Raw genomic sequence first — 15,537 nt, 5'->3', positions numbered from 1 at the left:
GTATCTGGGCGTTCCGGTGAACCGGCCAGGGGTAGCCGAGAAGACCGGTGGGCCGCCCGGAGTCGGGCTGCCTCCAGACAGGATTCCCTCCCCCACTTGGGATCCTGATGCGCGGACCTCCGCGAATATGCGCTCCAAGGTGGGCTGCCCGTACCGGACGGCATTTCGGGTGTTGATCCTATCCGTCTGCACGGGGATATTGTTGCCGGCACCCACGCCGGTGTATGGCGTACCCTCGACGACGAACCATGAGCTGCCGCCTAACCCGAGCTCGGGCCGGAATGGCGGCCAACCGGCGAGCATATTCTCGATCATCGCGACTGCCGCATCCGGACCGACGAGTCGAGCTACCCGCGCATCACACAGCGATGGACGGGTAGCGATGAAGCGGAGTGGGTGCCAGGTCTAGCATCCTGTCCTCATGAAACGATTCAGAAAGGACTATGCCGCGTAGTCGGCCGTCCCAGCTCCGGGCTGTCGGCCGCCAAGCGCGGCGGCAGGCGAACGAATCCTCGATTCCCGGTCTTGCGCGCGGTTCCGGCATGCTCACGGGTGCGGTTGCCCGGTTGGAGCGCGATCGACTGTGGCCCGGCGCGGTGGCACAAGCCCTGCGACAGTGGTCGCGAATAGCCCACCATCCCCGTCTTGCTCTTTCGGGTGGTTGCGGCTGTCCGTTGTGCAATCCCTTCTACACGACCGATGAACGCGCGGTTCTCGAGCTCGCCCTCCACGCCCTGCCCACGCGAGCGGCGCGAGAACTGCGAGGCATGGTGGAGCCGCTCGACGCCCTCTACCTCGCGCGAAGTTGGCCGCTCCCGACCGTCTCGCCGGACGATGGTTGGTGGGCACGGCGATGTTGAGCCTGACACAGCGCGATCATGGCTCTTATCGCGCGGCCGGAGACCCCAAGCGTCCGCAGATGGAGAGTTCTGCAGATGGGGAGTTCTCCCGATGCGACGCCCCGCCCCACGGGTGCACTGTCTTCAGATATGAGCCAAGACATTGCAGCGAACCCCACGTCCGATACCAAGATCGATACAGTCCAACGCCTGTACGCGGCCTATGGGCGCGGCGACATCGACGCCGTCCTCGCCGAGCTCGCCGACGATGTCGACTGGGCTGCGGAGGCGGCCAGCACGTCGGTGCCGTGGTACGGCAGCTACCGCGGCAAGGGCGAGGTGCCCCGGTTCTTCAAGGACATCGGGTCGAACATCGAGATCACCGAGTTCACGCCGCTCTCGTTCACCTCCAACGAGACCGACGTGATCGCCACCATCCACTGGGCCTACACGGTGCACGCGACCGGCAAGACCGCGGCGATGTACATGCAGCACTGGTGGCGTTTCACCGACGGAAAGATTGTGTTCTTCCGGGGCTCGGAGGACACCGAGCAGTCGGCCGCGGCCTTCTCATAGTCAGTCGCGCGGCCGGGCGGGCTGATCCGCGCACCGGGGGCCGCCGGGGGTCACCCGGCGGCCCCCCGGGGGCCCCCGGCGGTCAGCCGCGCGTGAGCGTGAGGGCGAGCACGGACGGCAGCCCGTACCAGTCGGTGGAGACGACGCTGGCGTGATCGGCGGCAAGCTGGGCGACCCTGGCCCGGGCATCGGCGACCGCCGGGTTGGTGTCGTTGAGGGCGGGCGTCACCGCGTGGGCATCGGTCATCACCAGGATGTAGTGCCGGGTGTCATACCAGGAGGTGTTCACGCTCGTGACATAGGTGCTGGCATCACCGTCGAAGAACACGAACCAGGGTCGGATCGTGCTGTCCGAGTACCGCGTCCTTGGATCACCGGTAGCCGCGCCGAGCACCGCCGGGAACATCATGGCGTCGCCGACCTTCCCCGCCGCGTACAGATTCCGGAGGTACGTCGAGTACTCGACGTCCGTGTGCAGCGTGTCGGTCGGGTTCGCGAGTTCGACGGTGCCCGGAATCACATAAATGATCATCTTTCCAGCCAGCGCGGAACGGCTGGGCCAGGCGTCCGCGGTGGCCGCCGCGTCGAGGTTTACATGGGTGCCACCGAGCAGGTCGGCCGGCCGGTAGATGGAGTCGGTAGCGACATTCGCCTTGATATAAGCGTCGAGTTCGTCCGGCCCCATCCCGGCTCCGTTGTCGAAGCCCGCCTTCATTTCGATCTTGACGAATACGGGACCAGCGGTCGGATGTGCCACCAGCCACCATTTGATGTCGCTCAGGCAGGAGCCCAGGTTCTGGTTCCGGTTACCGGTGTAGAGGGCCGAGGCGCTGTTGGCCACCACGCAGTTGTTGTCGTTGCCGAGCGGGTTGCTGTGGCTCACCCGCCAGCGGTGCGCGACGATGTCGTCCCACGCGTCAAGTTCGATCATGGACGAACCCGCGTCGAGCGCCTGGGCGAGATAGGTGTAGTCGGCTTTGTCGTAGGTGTTGTGCACCCCCACCGTCGTCGCATGCGACACCCGCACCGAGCCGAGAGCGGCGGCTACCGCCGGCGATGCCGGCGTCATCGACGCCACCAGCACCGCCGTGGCCACCCCGGCCACGGACAACAAGCGGCGGCCACCCCGACACAACCTCATCACGCCTCCCGGTCCCATCGGCCAGCAGCACTACTGCCCGATAATAAACGTAATAGCCACTGTCGCGAAGTCAATCCGTGAAAGTCCGATATAATCGGATCGCAGGGGAGGCGCGCGGATGAGTTCACATGATCGTCGCGACGGGGTTACCGGGCAGGATTCGGTTACTGCGGCTCAGGCCCGGTCGACCGTGGCGAGGAACGTGTCCAGCAACCCGGTGATCGTCTCGGGTTGTTCCAGCGGGCTGGTATGTCCGCAGTTCGCGACGATCTGCAGCTGGGCGCCTGGGATGCGAGCCGCGATGCGCTCCGCCTTCGCCGGTGGAGTGGCCGCGTCCTCGGCACCGACGACGACGAGGGTGGGCACCGTGATCCCGAGAATTTCATAATCCACTGGTGGGCGGTCGGCCACCCCCAGCACCGCCTTGCGCACGGCCGCGCGGTCACTGCGGTTGAGCCGGCGGACCCACTCGTCCCGCAGCGTCTTGCTGGCGGGGTCGGCCAGGAAGGCAGGGCCGAACATCTGCGGACTGACCTTGCTCAGGATCGGCTTGATGCCGAACAGACGCAGCACCCATGCCAGCTGTTTGTACCCGCCGACCTTGCCCGGCTCCTCCGGCCCGGAGCTGGTGTCCAGCAACGTCAACGAACGCAGCAACTCGCCGTGGCGGGCCGCGACGCGCTGCCCGATGAAGCCGCCCATGGACAGGCCCACCCAGTGCACCGGTCCCACACCGAGCGCCCTGATCAGGGCGACCGCATCGCCGGTGAGGGTGTCCATGTCGTAGCCGTCGACGGTCGCCGGTGTGTCCCCCTGCCCGCGCCAGTCGAGCGCCACGCACCGGTAGGACGCGCGCAGGGTCGCGATCTGGCGATGAAAAACCCAACCACTGAACAACAGACCGTGCCCGAACACAATGGTCGACGCATCCGGTCGATCGGCCGGCGCCAGGGTGTCGGTATAGGCAATCGTCGCACCGCGGACGTCGATGGTCGGCATGAGTCCCTCGTCTCGATATCTTCTTCGCGTGGTCAGGCGTTGGAGACGGTCGTTTGAGGCACCCTCATATTGCGCATGGTCACGAAAGCGGTGGCACACAGCGTTTCCTCGGCGCCGTCGGCCGAGTAGACATCGGCAGCGGCGACCGTCATGATCCGGCCCGCCTTGATGACCCGGCCGCGGGCGATAATTCGCTCGCCTTTCGCCGGGGCCAGAATTTTGACCGTGTAGTCGATGGTCATGTTCACCCATCCGGCCGGCAGCAGTGTGCCGGCCGCAGAACCCCCGGCAAAGTCCGCCAGTGAACCGAGCACACCGCCCTGAACGAAGCCGTCCTGCTGCGTGAGCTCTTTCCGGTAGGGTTGGATGATCTCGGCTTCTCCCGGCGCCATCCGGCCGAACTCGAAACCCAGATGTTGCGCGGCCGGCATGCTCAGGACCACAGCCTTCACCGCCTGCGCAAAGTCGGGGTTTTCCGCTTTCAACACGTCCATGTTCACATCCTCCCCGCTGATCGATCAATCCCTCATGCGACCGACTGCGTCCGGGGTGCCCAGAGGTCGAACCCGGCCTCCAGGTAGCGCCTTCTGGCGGCAGCCCGCATGATCTTGCCGCTGCTGGTTTTCTGCAGTCGACCCGGCAAAGTCAGCACCAGGTCGCTCACGGAAAGCTGGTGCTCGCGCGTTATTGCCGCTCGAATCGATGCGGTGACGTCTGTCGCATCCACCTTCAGTCGTTCTTCACGCTTGATTTCCTGAACCACGACGAGCTTTTCACCGTCGGCGCCGGGCACCGAGAACGCGGCACACCCACCGGGCCTCAGCGCGGGATGCGCCGACTGCGACGTGTGCTCGATGTCATGCGGGTAGTGATTCCTTCCCCGAATGATCAGCAGATCCTTCAACCTGCCCACGATGTACAACTCGCCGTCGACCACCAGGCCGAGATCTCCGGTACGCAGGTAGGTGCGTCCGATCTCACCGTCGCATTCGGCCTGGAAAGCCTCGGCCGTCACCTCCGGACGCCGCCAGTAACCCCGTGCCACGTGCTCCCCGGCAACCCAGATTTCTCCGACCTGATTCGCTGGACACGAGCGTCCCGTTTCCGGATCCACGATACGAACCGACGTTTCCGGACGGACGAGCCCGGAACCTACGAGGCTACGGCCGCGGCCGCTCGGCGCCTTGACATAGCGCTTGTGGCCCAGCTCCCCGGTATCCGCATCAATGGTGCGCGGGCCGCGGCCCTTCTCGCTGCCGGTCACGAGCAGAGTTGCCTCGGCCAAACCGTAGCACGGGTAGAGCGCCTGCGCGCTGAATCCCACCGACGCGAAGCTCTCGGAGAATCGACGCAGCGTCTCGGGACGAATCGGCTCGGCGCCGTTGAACGCGACTTTCCAGCAGCTGAGATCGAGATCCGGCAGGTCGCCTCTGGCAGCTCGTGCGACGCAGGCGTCGAATGCGAAGTTCGGTCCGCCGCTGGTGTGAGCGCGGTAGCGCGAGATAGCCGACAGCCACAGGAGAGGCCAGCGGATAAACGCCATCGGCGACATGAGGATGCTGGTCGCCCCGAGGTAGAGCGGCTGCAGAACATTTCCGATCAGACCCTGGTCGTGGAACAACGGCGCCCAGCCGACAAACGTCGAATGCTGATCGTGGCCGAACGCCCGCTGTATCATCTCCTGGTTCGCCACGAGGTTCCGGTGCGAAACCATGACCCCCTTCGGATCGGATGTGGAACCCGAGGTGTACTGCAGGAAGGCGACGGAATCAGCCGAACAGGGCTGCGGGTCGAAATCTGTGTCAACCGCGTCCACCACCTGGTCGACGGGAAACCAGTGGAGCGCCCCGCAGATCGGCTCCAGGGACTCCCTGGTGCTTTCGAGCATCGCGCTGAGGGTGAGTACAGCAGATGGTGCACAGTCCTTCACGATGCTTCGGGTCGCGTCCTGCATCCGGTTCTTGCGCGGGGGGTTGACGGGTACCGCGATGACCTGCGCGTAGAGGCACCCGAAGTACGCGACGATGAAGTCCAGACCCTGCGGGAAGAGCAACAGTGCTCTGTCACCAGGTTTGCAGCCCCGACTCAGCTGCCGGGCCACGGCAAGCGCCCGTGCGTGCAGCTCGCCGTAGGTCAGCACCGCTTCCTCCTCCCCATGTTCAGTCAGGAAAACGTACGCCCTGTTGGCCGGCTCGGCGGCGGCGCGGCCCTGGAGGATCTCCGGGAGCAGTGGTCTGTGCCTCACCATTCTCCTTCCATTGGTCGGAGGAACCCGGACGGAAGCGGCTCCAGCGAGACCGGAAGGTGCTTCAGACCGCGGACGATGAAACTGTGGTCCTGCCAGTCGAGTTCCTCGGTCCGCAGTTTCAGACGCTGCGGACGCCGGTAGAGGCGCTCGAAGGCGACCTCCGCCTGCAGCTGCGCGAGCAGCCCGCCGAGGCAGCCGTGCATTCCGTACCCGAATGCGAGGTGCCCCTTCGTGTCGCGGGTGATATCGAACTCGTCCGGCCGGCTGAACACCGCGGGGTCGCGGTTCGCGGCGCCGAGACACAGGAGAATCTGCTCTCCCGCCCGTATCTGTTTTCCGTCGATTTCGACATCGCGCGTGGCCAGGCGCTTGGTCAGCTGGAGCGGGCTGTCGTAGCGCAATGCCTCGTCGACGGTACTCTTCGCCAGCTCTGGCCGACGGTGGAGCAGGGCGCCCTGATCCGGGTGCGCAAGCAACGCGCGCAGGCCGTTGCCTATCAGGGATTTCGTGGTTTCGTTGCCAGCCACGAAGCACATGATGCAGACGAAAACGAGTTCTTCATCGCTGAGCGTGTCACCGCCGCCGGTCGCCGCGGCGAGCAGCTGGCTTATCAGGTCGTCGCCGGGCCGGGACCGGCGTTGCGCGACCACGTCGTCCAGGGCGTCCGCGAACTCTTCGACGACATCGCACACATGCGTAAAATCACCGGCTTTCATCAGCCCCGGTTCGAGCAGGAACCGGATGTCATGCGTCCATTGGCCGACGCGTTCGCGCAGGCTGTCCGGGAGCGCCATCCAGTCGCACATGACCGTGACCGGCAGCGGCGCGGCAAAGTCGGCGACGGCGTCCATACCGCCGTCGTCCCACGCCCGCTGCACCAGCTGCTCGGCAACCACCGAGATACGGGGACGGAGTTTGACGATTTCCTGTGCGGTGAACACCCGGTTCACCAGTGCACGCAGCCGCGCGTGGTCCGGGTTGTCGGTGAAGACCAGCGACTTCTTCCCCAGCCGGACGATCCGGGCTACGTTGTCGTGCGCCAGCCGATTCGCCTGCCGGCTGATCAATTGAGGTATGAGTCCGGCGCTGAACGTGCGGTCACGCAGGACGCCCGCCACGTCAGCATGCCGCGTGAGCACCCACATCCCCAGCGTCCGGTGGACGGGCTGTGTCTGGCGAAGCTGCCGATAGAGCGGGTAGGGGTCGCGTCGGAACTCGGCGCTGAACGGGTTGAACCGAATGGGCGCCGGCCTGGGTCCGGCGGTGTCGGCAGTTGTCGTGCTACCCGTCTCCGACGTCATCCCGCCGGCACCCCACGACCGTTGAAATAGGTGCTCCTGAAGGGCTGAAGAACGAGCCTGAGCAGGCAGATCTTTCCCATCCGGAAGCCAAGAGCAGAGAGTTTCAGATAGCGCTCGTACCGGGCGACCACCTCCGCTCCGACGAGATGAACGGCTTCCTCGCGGTGCATTCGCAGCCGACGTGCCCACTGTTCACACGTCCAGGCGTAGTCGAGCCGGCCGTTGTGCACCGATTGCACCTCGAAAATACCCTCCGCAGCGGCGGTGATCTCCGCGAGCGTCGGCAGATCCGCTGCCGGAAATATCTCCCGCTGGATGAAGTGGCTCGCGTTCTGGCGGGACATGTTCGCGTAGGCGATGGTCTGCAGCGACAACACGCCGTCCTTGTTCAGCCAGGTGCGGCAGCGGGTGAAGAACTCCCGGTACAGGTGGATCTTCTCAGCTGACGAGTCCTCGGGGGTGGCGAAGTGCTCAAAGGCGCCGATGGAGATAATTCCGTCGAACTGGATGTCGGGTTCGTAGTGCAGCCAGTTCTGCGTACGCACTTCCACACCTGGGTACTCCTGGGACCGGACGAAAGCCGCCTGCTCATCACTGAGCGTGAGACCGACCGACCGTTGAACGCGGCAGCTCTCCGCCAACCGCTTCAGGATCGCGCCCCACCCACAGCCGATGTCGAGCACGGTCGCGGCACCATCGGCACGAATTGCATCCAGGTGAAATTGCAGCTTCCGCTCCTGGGCGGTTTCGAGTGTGTCGTCGGCGCCTTCCCGCATCGCACACGAATAGGTGAGCGACTGGTCGAGCCAAAGACGGTAGAACGCGTTCCCGGCATCGTAGTGATGCCGGATGGCAGCCGCCGCACCGGCGGTACGGTCGCTTTCGAATGATTCAGTCACGGCTACGCCACGTGCCGCTGATTCTGCTCGTACAGATGTGCGGCGATTGCATTGATGGTCGGGTTCTCGAACAACGCCTCGGGCGGCAGGTCGACGCCGTAGCGTTCCTCTATCTCCATCAGCAGGGCGACGGCGAGGGGGGAATCGATTCCCAGCCGATCAAAGTCCGCGTCCAGGTCCACCGCCTCGACCGGCAGGTCGAGGAGACCCGCAACATACTCCTGACACCATTGCGCAATCGCTTCTCTGCTCGGCTTCAAGGTGCTCGCTCCCTATGCCGTGGTACTGGGGACCGGATTGCCGTTCTCAGGTTTGCGCCTGGCCGCCATCCGCTCTGCGGACGGAATCTTGACATCCCATGCCAGGCCGCAGGCCGCAAGCATTTTTATGAGCCAGTATCCCGGATCGAGGCGGTACCATTTCAACCCGAAAGAAGCCGAATCGGTGAAAGCATGATGGTTGTTGTGCCACGATTCACCAAAGGTCACCAGAGCAAAGACACCGCCGTTCCTGCTGTTCTCCCTGGATTCGTAGGGACGTGTGCCGAACATGTGCAGGAAGGAGTTGATCGCCCAGATGATATGCTCAAGAACGAAGATCCGCACGAAACCGCCCCAGAGCAGACCGCTGACCGCTCCCTCCCAGCTCTGATAGACGAGACCGCCGACGAGCGCGGGGAGCAGCAGCCCGAGCAGCACCCAGTAGTAATAAAGGCGGGTGACCCGCACCAGGGCACGGTTCTTAATCAGATCCGGCGCATAGTGAATGATGTTCGGGTATTCGTGCCGGCGCATCCACAGGAAGTGGGAGTGGGCCAAGCCGCGCAGCCGACCCGTCAGACCGTCGCCGGCGAGATTCGGCGAGTGGGGGTCGCCCTCGCGATCACTGCACTCGTGGTGTCGCCGGTGCAGAGCAACCCAGGACACCAGTCCGCCCTGGCCGGCCATCGAGCCGAGTACTGCGAGCGCCGTTGCCACGGACGGCGCAGCCTTGAAGCTACGATGCGTGAAAAACCGGTGATAACCGACGGTGACACCCAGTCCGGTCACGAGCCACATCGAAAAAAGCAGGGCGATTTCAGTGGCACCGATCGGATGTACCGCAAGGAAAGCAAAAGCGGCGGCGGTACCGAAGATCGGGAGAACATCGAACAGCAGAAAGTGGCGGCGCTGCAGGCGGTGCAGATAGGGATTGCTGATCGATTTTTTGCGGGGAGTGGATCCGTCCGCTCCGAACTCGGGTTCGGGAATGTACGCTGCGGGCTGGACGCCAACCATTCTCGACCGCCCCCTCCTGAGTACTATGCCGAGGTCGCATGCCAGACGGTCCTGACCGTAACAGCCGACGAAGCCGGACCCGAGCGATGCAGTGAAGTCCTATCGCAGGATAGGACTTCGTTATCAGGTTCCCGGTGCCGTTGAACCAAAGTACCGGATATCGCGAAAGGCGCCGGGTTCGGGATGGCAGGCATCCTGCCGGGCACCTTTTGTTCACTGGAAGGGGTCACAATGTTTCCCGGCGATTCCGGAACGGTCGTGGCCCCGGACCCGGCCGTCGGCGCCACCGGCCGACCGATCCTCGGCTGGTCCACCGGCGGACGGGACGGATCCGGGCTGTCCTGACCTGGCTCACGGCGACCGCGAACGGCCGGCGGGCCAATCCGTCACCAATCGGATGCACTAGGCATACACCGGACTGGATAGAATTCATCCGAGGATCTTTTAAAGATCGACATCGAGACCGGCGCCGGGACCGGGTCGGCTGGCATGCCACGCCCGGTGCCGCAGACTGGTGGCGGCAAGCCGCGGGATGATGCCGGAAAGAGGAGAAGTCAGGCAATGAGCCGGTATGGCTACGACCCCGCCCGGCGTGCGCTCATCGTCTCCTGGGCGACCGGAACCGGCGACCTGGCCGCAACCGTCGCCGTTCTCCCCCCGGCAACCACCGACAGCGACGCTCTACGACTGGCAGAACAACTGAGCTTCCTCACCGCCGCGGCCTGGCGCACCTACACCCACCCGGCCAGCGCCACCCCGAGCCTTGCCACCGGCAGCGAAGGATGGCGCCGCCACAGTGACCGCCAGGCGTTCACCAGCGTGCTCACCGCGATTCGCCACCCCCAACTGCCCCACAACGGCACCCAGCGCCAGTCCTACGTCATCGTGCACGAGGCCGCACACCGCGTCGGCCGGGCCCTGCACGCGATCGGCAGCCAGGACCTCACCGAAAAGATCACCACCGATGTCCGGGCCGAACTCGACGCCATCGAACAGGCCGAATGCGGCGACCTGACCGGACGGGCCCGCCAGGCCATCACCCTGACCCGCGCGGACGCCTCCCCCGTCCAGGTCGCGGCCGCCGACGCGATCCTGGCCGACGATCCCTTTGGGAACACCCGCCTGTGCACCGACATCGACCCGGCCGCCGCCGCGACCGCCGCGGCCCACTGGCTCCACGCCGCGGCCACCGTCGCCGCGCACCACACCGGGCTCGACCCCACCCAGATCCTCATCGAGGCCGACAACATCGAAGCGCTCCCCCACGAAAGCCCCACCGTCGTCCTCGAACGCATGGGAACCGGAGAGACACCCCGGGACGTCGTCCTCCAGCTGATCACGGACGCCATGGCCGTCGCCGAGGGCGCCATCCCCGACCTCGACACTCTCCTGGCCGCCATCGACGCCGCCCACGAACGCGCGGACTCGTTCGAGGACCAGCCGGACGAACTCCGGCACACGCTGATGCCACCCCGGCTCACCCCCCTGGACCCGGCCCGGCCCGCCACCGACCTTCTCGAAGACCTCCTCGCCGGGATCCACGGCTGCTGGCTGCTCTACCGCGAATACACCGAGTCCCCAGACGCCGACCCCGACGCCGGCTGCACGGACGAAGCCGACGATGACAACCCCACCGGCGCACCCGGCGCACCCGACGAGGAACGCATCACCACGACGTTTCTCGACCAGGTGCGGGCGGCAGCAGCCGCACGACGCTCCGAACTGCTGTAACACCCCTTGCGGCCCGAAACCGGGACGCGCAGCATGTCGTGATCTTAGAGCGACCGGCAATAGGGGACGCGGCGTCGCGGGGCTGGGGCACGCACCTCGCGTCATCGCTGCCTGCACGCCGCTGCCCGCACGCCGCTTCGCGCCCCACGGGTACCCCGGCTCCATCGGCCCAAGTAGAACACCACTACTTGGACCTCCTCGCACCTCGCGGCGCATCCACCCCAACCCCACTCCTTGATCCGCATTCCCTTCGGTGCGACGAGTGGAAGGATGACGTCAGGAGGCGCCGGTTTTCGGGCGGAAAATGTATGCCAACCATCCACTCGTGCTGGACCGGCTACCCACCAAGGCGTCGCTGCCACAGCGGCTACACATCCCCGCGGGCCGCGCCGGGCCCAGCCAGGCAGACATGCGGAAGCCTGCGGCCCTGCGGCCCCCGGTCCGCCAGGTGCTGTTCACCTTTGGCGTCCTGCAACATGTCCAAGAGCGGGCCGTGCCGACGCCTTGGCCTCCTCCACCGACCAGCTCGCCCCCGGCACGTGATGCGGGCGTTCACTCTGCCCGAGCTTCACCTGAGCGCGCAGCTCACCGGGCTGCGGGTCGTGGACACCGCCACCGGCTACGACCCACCCTGGGCTCGGCGCCGGTAGGTCCATGGATGAGGCGTTGTGGCGTAACCCGGCGTCGGCGTTCGTGACGTTCGCGGTCACGGCGTCGATCCTCAACGCCGACACAAACGCCAGCACATCAGGTATCTATCGGATCAAATGGGCATCATCGCAGGATTGGGCTGCCACACTGATCGTGTGGTGCGTCCGAGCCTTCGCGGCCCCGAACGGGCGGTGTGGCGGGCGTTCCCGCGTGGCGACGTCGTCGATTTACGGGGGCGAGCGGACCGAACGGTTCGCGCGAGCGTGCTGCGCACGCTCCTGTTGGGCGCCCAACAGGCCGAGCCTGGTCATTTCGCCACGCTCAATCTGATCGGCGCACGCATTGTGGAAATTCTCGACCTGAGCAACACCGACGTGCCGCATCTGGTGCGCCTGCGGGACTGCCAGTTCGATGAACGGCCCGATCTGCACAGTGCCCGGACCCAACAGATTGATCTTGCCGGCTCGACGTTCCCGGGCCTGCGCTGCTCCGGTGCGATAATCGATGGAACCCTGCGGCTGACCGGCTGCCGCTCGACAGCGGAGATCCGGCTGGTCGGTGCCCGGGTCGCGGGAACTTTACTCCTGAACGCCGCCAGGTTTGAAGGCACGGAAAGTGCCCTGAACGCAACACGACTCACGGTCGGCAACGACATCCTCGGGCAGAAGGGCTTGATCTGCCGCGGCGAAGTATGCCTGAGCCACGCCGAGATCGGCGGCTCCGTGCGGTTCGACGGCGCACATCTGAGCAATCCAGGCGGGTCCGCATTGTCCGCGCCGGACATCGTGGTAAGCGCCGTCATGAACTGCTGCGAGGGCTTCCGCGCCGAGGGCATGGTCGAGCTGTCCTACGCGAGCATCGGCAGCCATCTCTCCTTCGAGCAGGCGACGCTGTCCAACCCGACCGGTACGGCGCTGGCGTGCAAGCATCTCGACGCACGCGAGCTGGTGCTGCTCACCGCTACCCCGATCGACGGCGAGGTAGACCTACGCCACGCCCGGCTCGGCCTGCTCCGCGACGACCCGGCGACGTGGCCGGACACGCTTCGCCTCGACGGGCTGACCTACGACGCGCTGACCGACATCCACGGTGTGGATCGGTTGCGCTGGCTTCGACGCGACCCGCCCGGATACCTGCCCCAGACCTACGAGCAGCTCGCGGCGGCGTACCGGCGGCAGGGACGCGAGGGGGATGCGCGGGCTGTCCTGCTCGCCAGACACCGCCGCCGCCGGGAGTCGCTTCCGCCGGCACTCCGAGCCTGGGGATACCTGCAGGACCTCACCGTCGGGTACGGGTACCTCCCGACCCGCGCCGCCGCCTGGCTGGTCGCGCTCCTGGTGGCCGGCGGCGTCACCTTCGGCCTGCACCATCCACAGGTCGTCGCGGGAAGCAACCCGCCCGGCTTCAATTCCGTGATCTACACCCTCGACCTGTTGATCCCCGTCATCGACTTCGGGCAGCAGAACGCATTCGACCCACACGGCGCGCTGGCATGGCTGGCCTACGGTCTCATCGCCGCAGGGTGGATCCTCGCGACCACCATCGCCGCCGGCATCAGCCGCACCCTGGGCCCCAATTAGGGCCTACAGCAGCGCCCGCAAGTCTTCCACGGTCAGGCCCGCATCCACGAGTATCTGGCGAAGAGTGCCCTTGACACGGACCAGCTCAAAGCCGGCCTTCTGCAGCGCTCTGACGACGTCCTTGCCGGGACCAGACACCGTCCTCGTCCTGCCCGACCGCGTATGGGATGTGCGCCACTCGGCCCATAGCCATCACGATACGCCGCACGCCAGCACCGGGTGAGGCGGTCCGTGCCGGCCCGGTCGTAGGCGGATGATGGGATGGTGATGTCCAGATTACGCGGCGGTGCCGAGGACGTCCGTTCCCGGGTGGGCGGGCAGGTCCTGGGGCTGGTGGCCGGCCCGCGGGGCCCGGAACGACATGAACGGATCTTTGTAGCCGCCGGTGAACGCTGGTTCGCCGACGACCGCCCGATCCGACGTGTCCACGCGGATATGTCGATGTTCGTCGGAGGCATGCGGGCGCTGCTGCTGCAGTCGCTGCATCCGTTGGCGATGGCCGGGGTGGCCGGGCATTCGGACTACCGCCACGATCCGTGGGGGCGCCTGCAGCGGACCAGTCTCTTCCTGGCGGCGACAACGTTCGGGCCGACCGAGGAAGCCGAGCGGGCCGTTGCCCGCGTCCGGGGAATCCACCGGCGGGTGCACGGCACCGCGCCGGACGGACGGGCCTATGCGGCCTCGGATCCGCACCTGCTGGGCTGGGTCCACGTCGCGGAGGTCGACAGCTTCCTGACCGCCTATCAGCGTTACGGCAACGGCGCGGCGCTCACCCCGGCGCAGCGGGACGCCTACGTCGCCGACACCGCGCAGGTGGCCACGAAACTCGGCGTCATCGATCCGCCGCGCACCGAGGCCGAGCTGGTGAAACGACTCGCCGAATATCGGCCCGAGCTCACCGGAACCCCGCAGGCCCGCCAGGCCGCACGGTATCTCCTGCTGCGTGCGCCGCTGCCCGTCGCGGCGCGGCTACCTTACGGCGCACTTGCGTCGGCTGCCGTCGGATTGATGCCGGTATGGACCCGCTGGCCGCTACGGCTCCCATACCTTCCCGCGGCCGAGGCCACCGTCGGGCGTCTGGCCGGATGGGGTGTCCTCGCCGGTATCCGATGGGCGACACGTCCGCCCGCCCCTGCCAGCCATCACGGCACGGACGGCTGATGGCAACGGCAACGGCAACGCGGGACGCGGGACGGCGGCGATTGCCTGGACGGGCTGCAGATCGTGCGGCAGTCCCTGGAGGACGTCTACCTGGAGCTGACCGGGCCGCCGTCCGCAGTCGGGGCGGACCGGCTCGCCAGCGCCGACATCCCCACGGGCGTGACGCTGCTACGGCTCCTGGTGATGCTGCTGGTCGGAGCGGCCAGTTTCTGCGCGCTCGCGTTCGCGGTCACCGCAGTGATCCCCAACGCCGACGCATCGGCCGCGATCGTCAACGCGACCATCCTGCCCCTGTTGTTCCTGTCTGGAATCTTCGTCCCGCTCGGCGACAACGCACCGGCCTGGATTGTGTGGATCGGCCGGATCTTTCCGGTCAAGCACTTCGCGACGGGGATCCAGGCCGGTTTTCTGGGGACCACCTTCCACTGGACCGACGTCGTCATCGTCGCAGCCTGGGGAGCAGCCGGCCTACTCGCCGCGATCCGCTTCTTCAGCTGGGAACCACGAAACGGCTGAACAGACTCGGCCATCGCCGATGGGGAACCCGCCGGTCAGGCGCGCAGAACGGTCAGGCGCGCAGAACGGTGACCGGGCGACCGGACGGGCTGTTCACCTGCTCAAACCTGGTGCGGTCGGCAATAGGCGCGACCTCGGGCCGACGGTCGAAGACCACCAGGACACCGCGGTCGAGACCGAGCCGGTCGAGGTAACCATCCAGCTGAGCCAACCCCCGGGCCAGCGGATCGGGTTCGCCGGCGCGCCACACCTTCAACTCGATCGCCTCCCGCTGCCAGCACCGTGTGCCGGCCGAGTTCTGATAGGGCCAGCGCACCAACAGGTCGATCCGGCCCCGGCCGATGCCATACTCCCGCTCGACATACCCACCACCATTGACCACCCGCTGCAAATAACCCATCAACACCAGCTGCGGGGCCACCTCATGGTAGACAACCCCGGCGGTGAGCACCTCACCGTGCTCACGCCAGAACTCGGCGAACTCCCGCAACAGCATGTCGAAATCGAACCGGCCGTCGCTCAGCACGAAACTGCGCGGGTCAGCAACGACATTGACCTCCACGTTGGCCGTGAGCACCCGGGCGATCACCTCGCGGTAGATCGGGTTGGCGATACGCA

The 15,537-nt window shown here is 66.2% G+C and carries 16 protein-coding genes and 1 pseudogene; 5 read left to right on the top strand and 12 right to left on the bottom strand.

Annotation, left to right across the window (positions count from 1 at the left end; genetic code table 11):
- On the bottom strand, nucleotides 1–315 hold a 315-nt coding region (locus U9978_RS22790), incomplete at its 3' end, for a hypothetical protein (protein ID WP_322763193.1).
- 674 nt (nucleotides 316–989) lie between these two features.
- On the opposite strand from U9978_RS22790, the gene U9978_RS22785 reads away from it, so the two are divergent.
- The gene (locus tag U9978_RS22785; protein WP_322763192.1) at nucleotides 990–1,415 is read left to right on the top strand and encodes a nuclear transport factor 2 family protein; all 426 of its coding nucleotides are present in this window, start codon (nucleotides 990–992) and stop codon (nucleotides 1,413–1,415) included.
- Nucleotides 1,416–1,497: 82 nt separating this feature from the next.
- On the opposite strand, the gene U9978_RS22780 is transcribed toward U9978_RS22785, so the two are convergent.
- From U9978_RS22780 to U9978_RS22745, 8 genes are all read right to left on the bottom strand, one after another.
- Nucleotides 1,498–2,556, bottom strand: a complete 1,059-nt coding sequence (locus tag U9978_RS22780; RefSeq protein WP_322763191.1) for a phosphatidylinositol-specific phospholipase C domain-containing protein — start codon at nucleotides 2,554–2,556, stop codon at nucleotides 1,498–1,500.
- Nucleotides 2,557–2,730: 174 nt separating this feature from the next.
- Complete coding sequence (locus U9978_RS22775; RefSeq protein ID WP_322763190.1) at nucleotides 2,731–3,555, bottom strand: alpha/beta fold hydrolase; 825 nt, start codon at nucleotides 3,553–3,555, stop codon at nucleotides 2,731–2,733.
- A 32-nt stretch (nucleotides 3,556–3,587) separates the two neighbouring features.
- Entirely contained in the window at nucleotides 3,588–4,049 is a 462-nt protein-coding gene (locus U9978_RS22770) for a PaaI family thioesterase (protein WP_322763189.1), read from the bottom strand.
- A gap of 32 nt (nucleotides 4,050–4,081) precedes the next feature.
- The gene (locus U9978_RS22765; protein WP_322763188.1) at nucleotides 4,082–5,803 is read right to left on the bottom strand and encodes a fatty acyl-AMP ligase; all 1,722 of its coding nucleotides are present in this window, start codon (nucleotides 5,801–5,803) and stop codon (nucleotides 4,082–4,084) included.
- The gene (locus U9978_RS22760; RefSeq protein WP_322763187.1) at nucleotides 5,797–7,104 is read right to left on the bottom strand and encodes a cytochrome P450; all 1,308 of its coding nucleotides are present in this window, start codon (nucleotides 7,102–7,104) and stop codon (nucleotides 5,797–5,799) included. Before U9978_RS22760 ends, U9978_RS22765 begins: the two co-directional genes overlap by 7 nt.
- On the bottom strand, nucleotides 7,101–8,003 hold the full coding sequence (locus U9978_RS22755) for a cyclopropane-fatty-acyl-phospholipid synthase family protein (protein ID WP_322763186.1): 903 nt from the start codon (nucleotides 8,001–8,003) through the stop codon (nucleotides 7,101–7,103). Before U9978_RS22755 ends, U9978_RS22760 begins: the two co-directional genes overlap by 4 nt.
- Nucleotides 8,004–8,005: 2 nt before the next feature.
- Nucleotides 8,006–8,263 (bottom strand): acyl carrier protein, encoded by a 258-nt coding sequence (locus U9978_RS22750; protein WP_322750126.1) that lies wholly within the window; start codon nucleotides 8,261–8,263, stop codon nucleotides 8,006–8,008.
- Nucleotides 8,264–8,275: 12 nt separating this feature from the next.
- The gene (locus tag U9978_RS22745; RefSeq protein ID WP_322763185.1) at nucleotides 8,276–9,280 is read right to left on the bottom strand and encodes an acyl-CoA desaturase; all 1,005 of its coding nucleotides are present in this window, start codon (nucleotides 9,278–9,280) and stop codon (nucleotides 8,276–8,278) included.
- A 561-nt stretch (nucleotides 9,281–9,841) separates the two neighbouring features.
- Between U9978_RS22745 and U9978_RS22740 the strand changes: the two genes are divergently transcribed.
- A complete protein-coding gene (locus U9978_RS22740) occupies nucleotides 9,842–11,011 on the top strand; it encodes a hypothetical protein (RefSeq protein ID WP_322763184.1) in 1,170 nt (389 codons plus the stop codon).
- Between the two features lie 455 nt (nucleotides 11,012–11,466).
- On the opposite strand, the gene U9978_RS22735 is transcribed toward U9978_RS22740, so the two are convergent.
- Nucleotides 11,467–11,721, bottom strand: coding sequence for a hypothetical protein (locus U9978_RS22735; RefSeq protein ID WP_322763183.1), 255 nt, complete (start codon nucleotides 11,719–11,721; stop codon nucleotides 11,467–11,469).
- Nucleotides 11,722–11,925: 204 nt separating this feature from the next.
- On the opposite strand from U9978_RS22735, the gene U9978_RS22730 reads away from it, so the two are divergent.
- Nucleotides 11,926–13,242 carry a hypothetical protein gene (locus tag U9978_RS22730; RefSeq protein ID WP_322763182.1) on the top strand — a complete coding sequence of 439 codons (1,317 nt, stop codon included), beginning with the start codon at nucleotides 11,926–11,928 and terminating at the stop codon, nucleotides 13,240–13,242.
- A gap of 3 nt (nucleotides 13,243–13,245) precedes the next feature.
- Here the strand turns inward: U9978_RS22730 and U9978_RS22725 are convergent, their stop codons facing one another.
- Entirely contained in the window at nucleotides 13,246–13,380 is a 135-nt protein-coding gene (locus tag U9978_RS22725) for a type II toxin-antitoxin system HicA family toxin (protein WP_322763181.1), read from the bottom strand.
- A gap of 123 nt (nucleotides 13,381–13,503) precedes the next feature.
- Here U9978_RS22725 and U9978_RS22720 point away from each other — a divergent pair, with 123 nt between their 5' ends.
- Entirely contained in the window at nucleotides 13,504–14,403 is a 900-nt protein-coding gene (locus U9978_RS22720; RefSeq protein ID WP_322763180.1) for an oxygenase MpaB family protein, read from the top strand.
- Between the two features lie 63 nt (nucleotides 14,404–14,466).
- A complete protein-coding gene (locus U9978_RS22715; protein ID WP_322763179.1) occupies nucleotides 14,467–14,919 on the top strand; it encodes an ABC transporter permease in 453 nt (150 codons plus the stop codon).
- A gap of 52 nt (nucleotides 14,920–14,971) precedes the next feature.
- Here the strand turns inward: U9978_RS22715 and U9978_RS22710 are convergent.
- Nucleotides 14,972–15,537 (bottom strand): annotated as a pseudogene (locus U9978_RS22710) (ATP-binding protein); the annotation flags it as partial.

The organism is Protofrankia sp. Cr2 (genome assembly GCF_963555885.1).
GTDB lineage: Bacteria > Actinomycetota > Actinomycetes > Frankiales > Frankiaceae > Protofrankia.
This window is presented reverse-complemented; position numbering and strand designations above follow the sequence as displayed.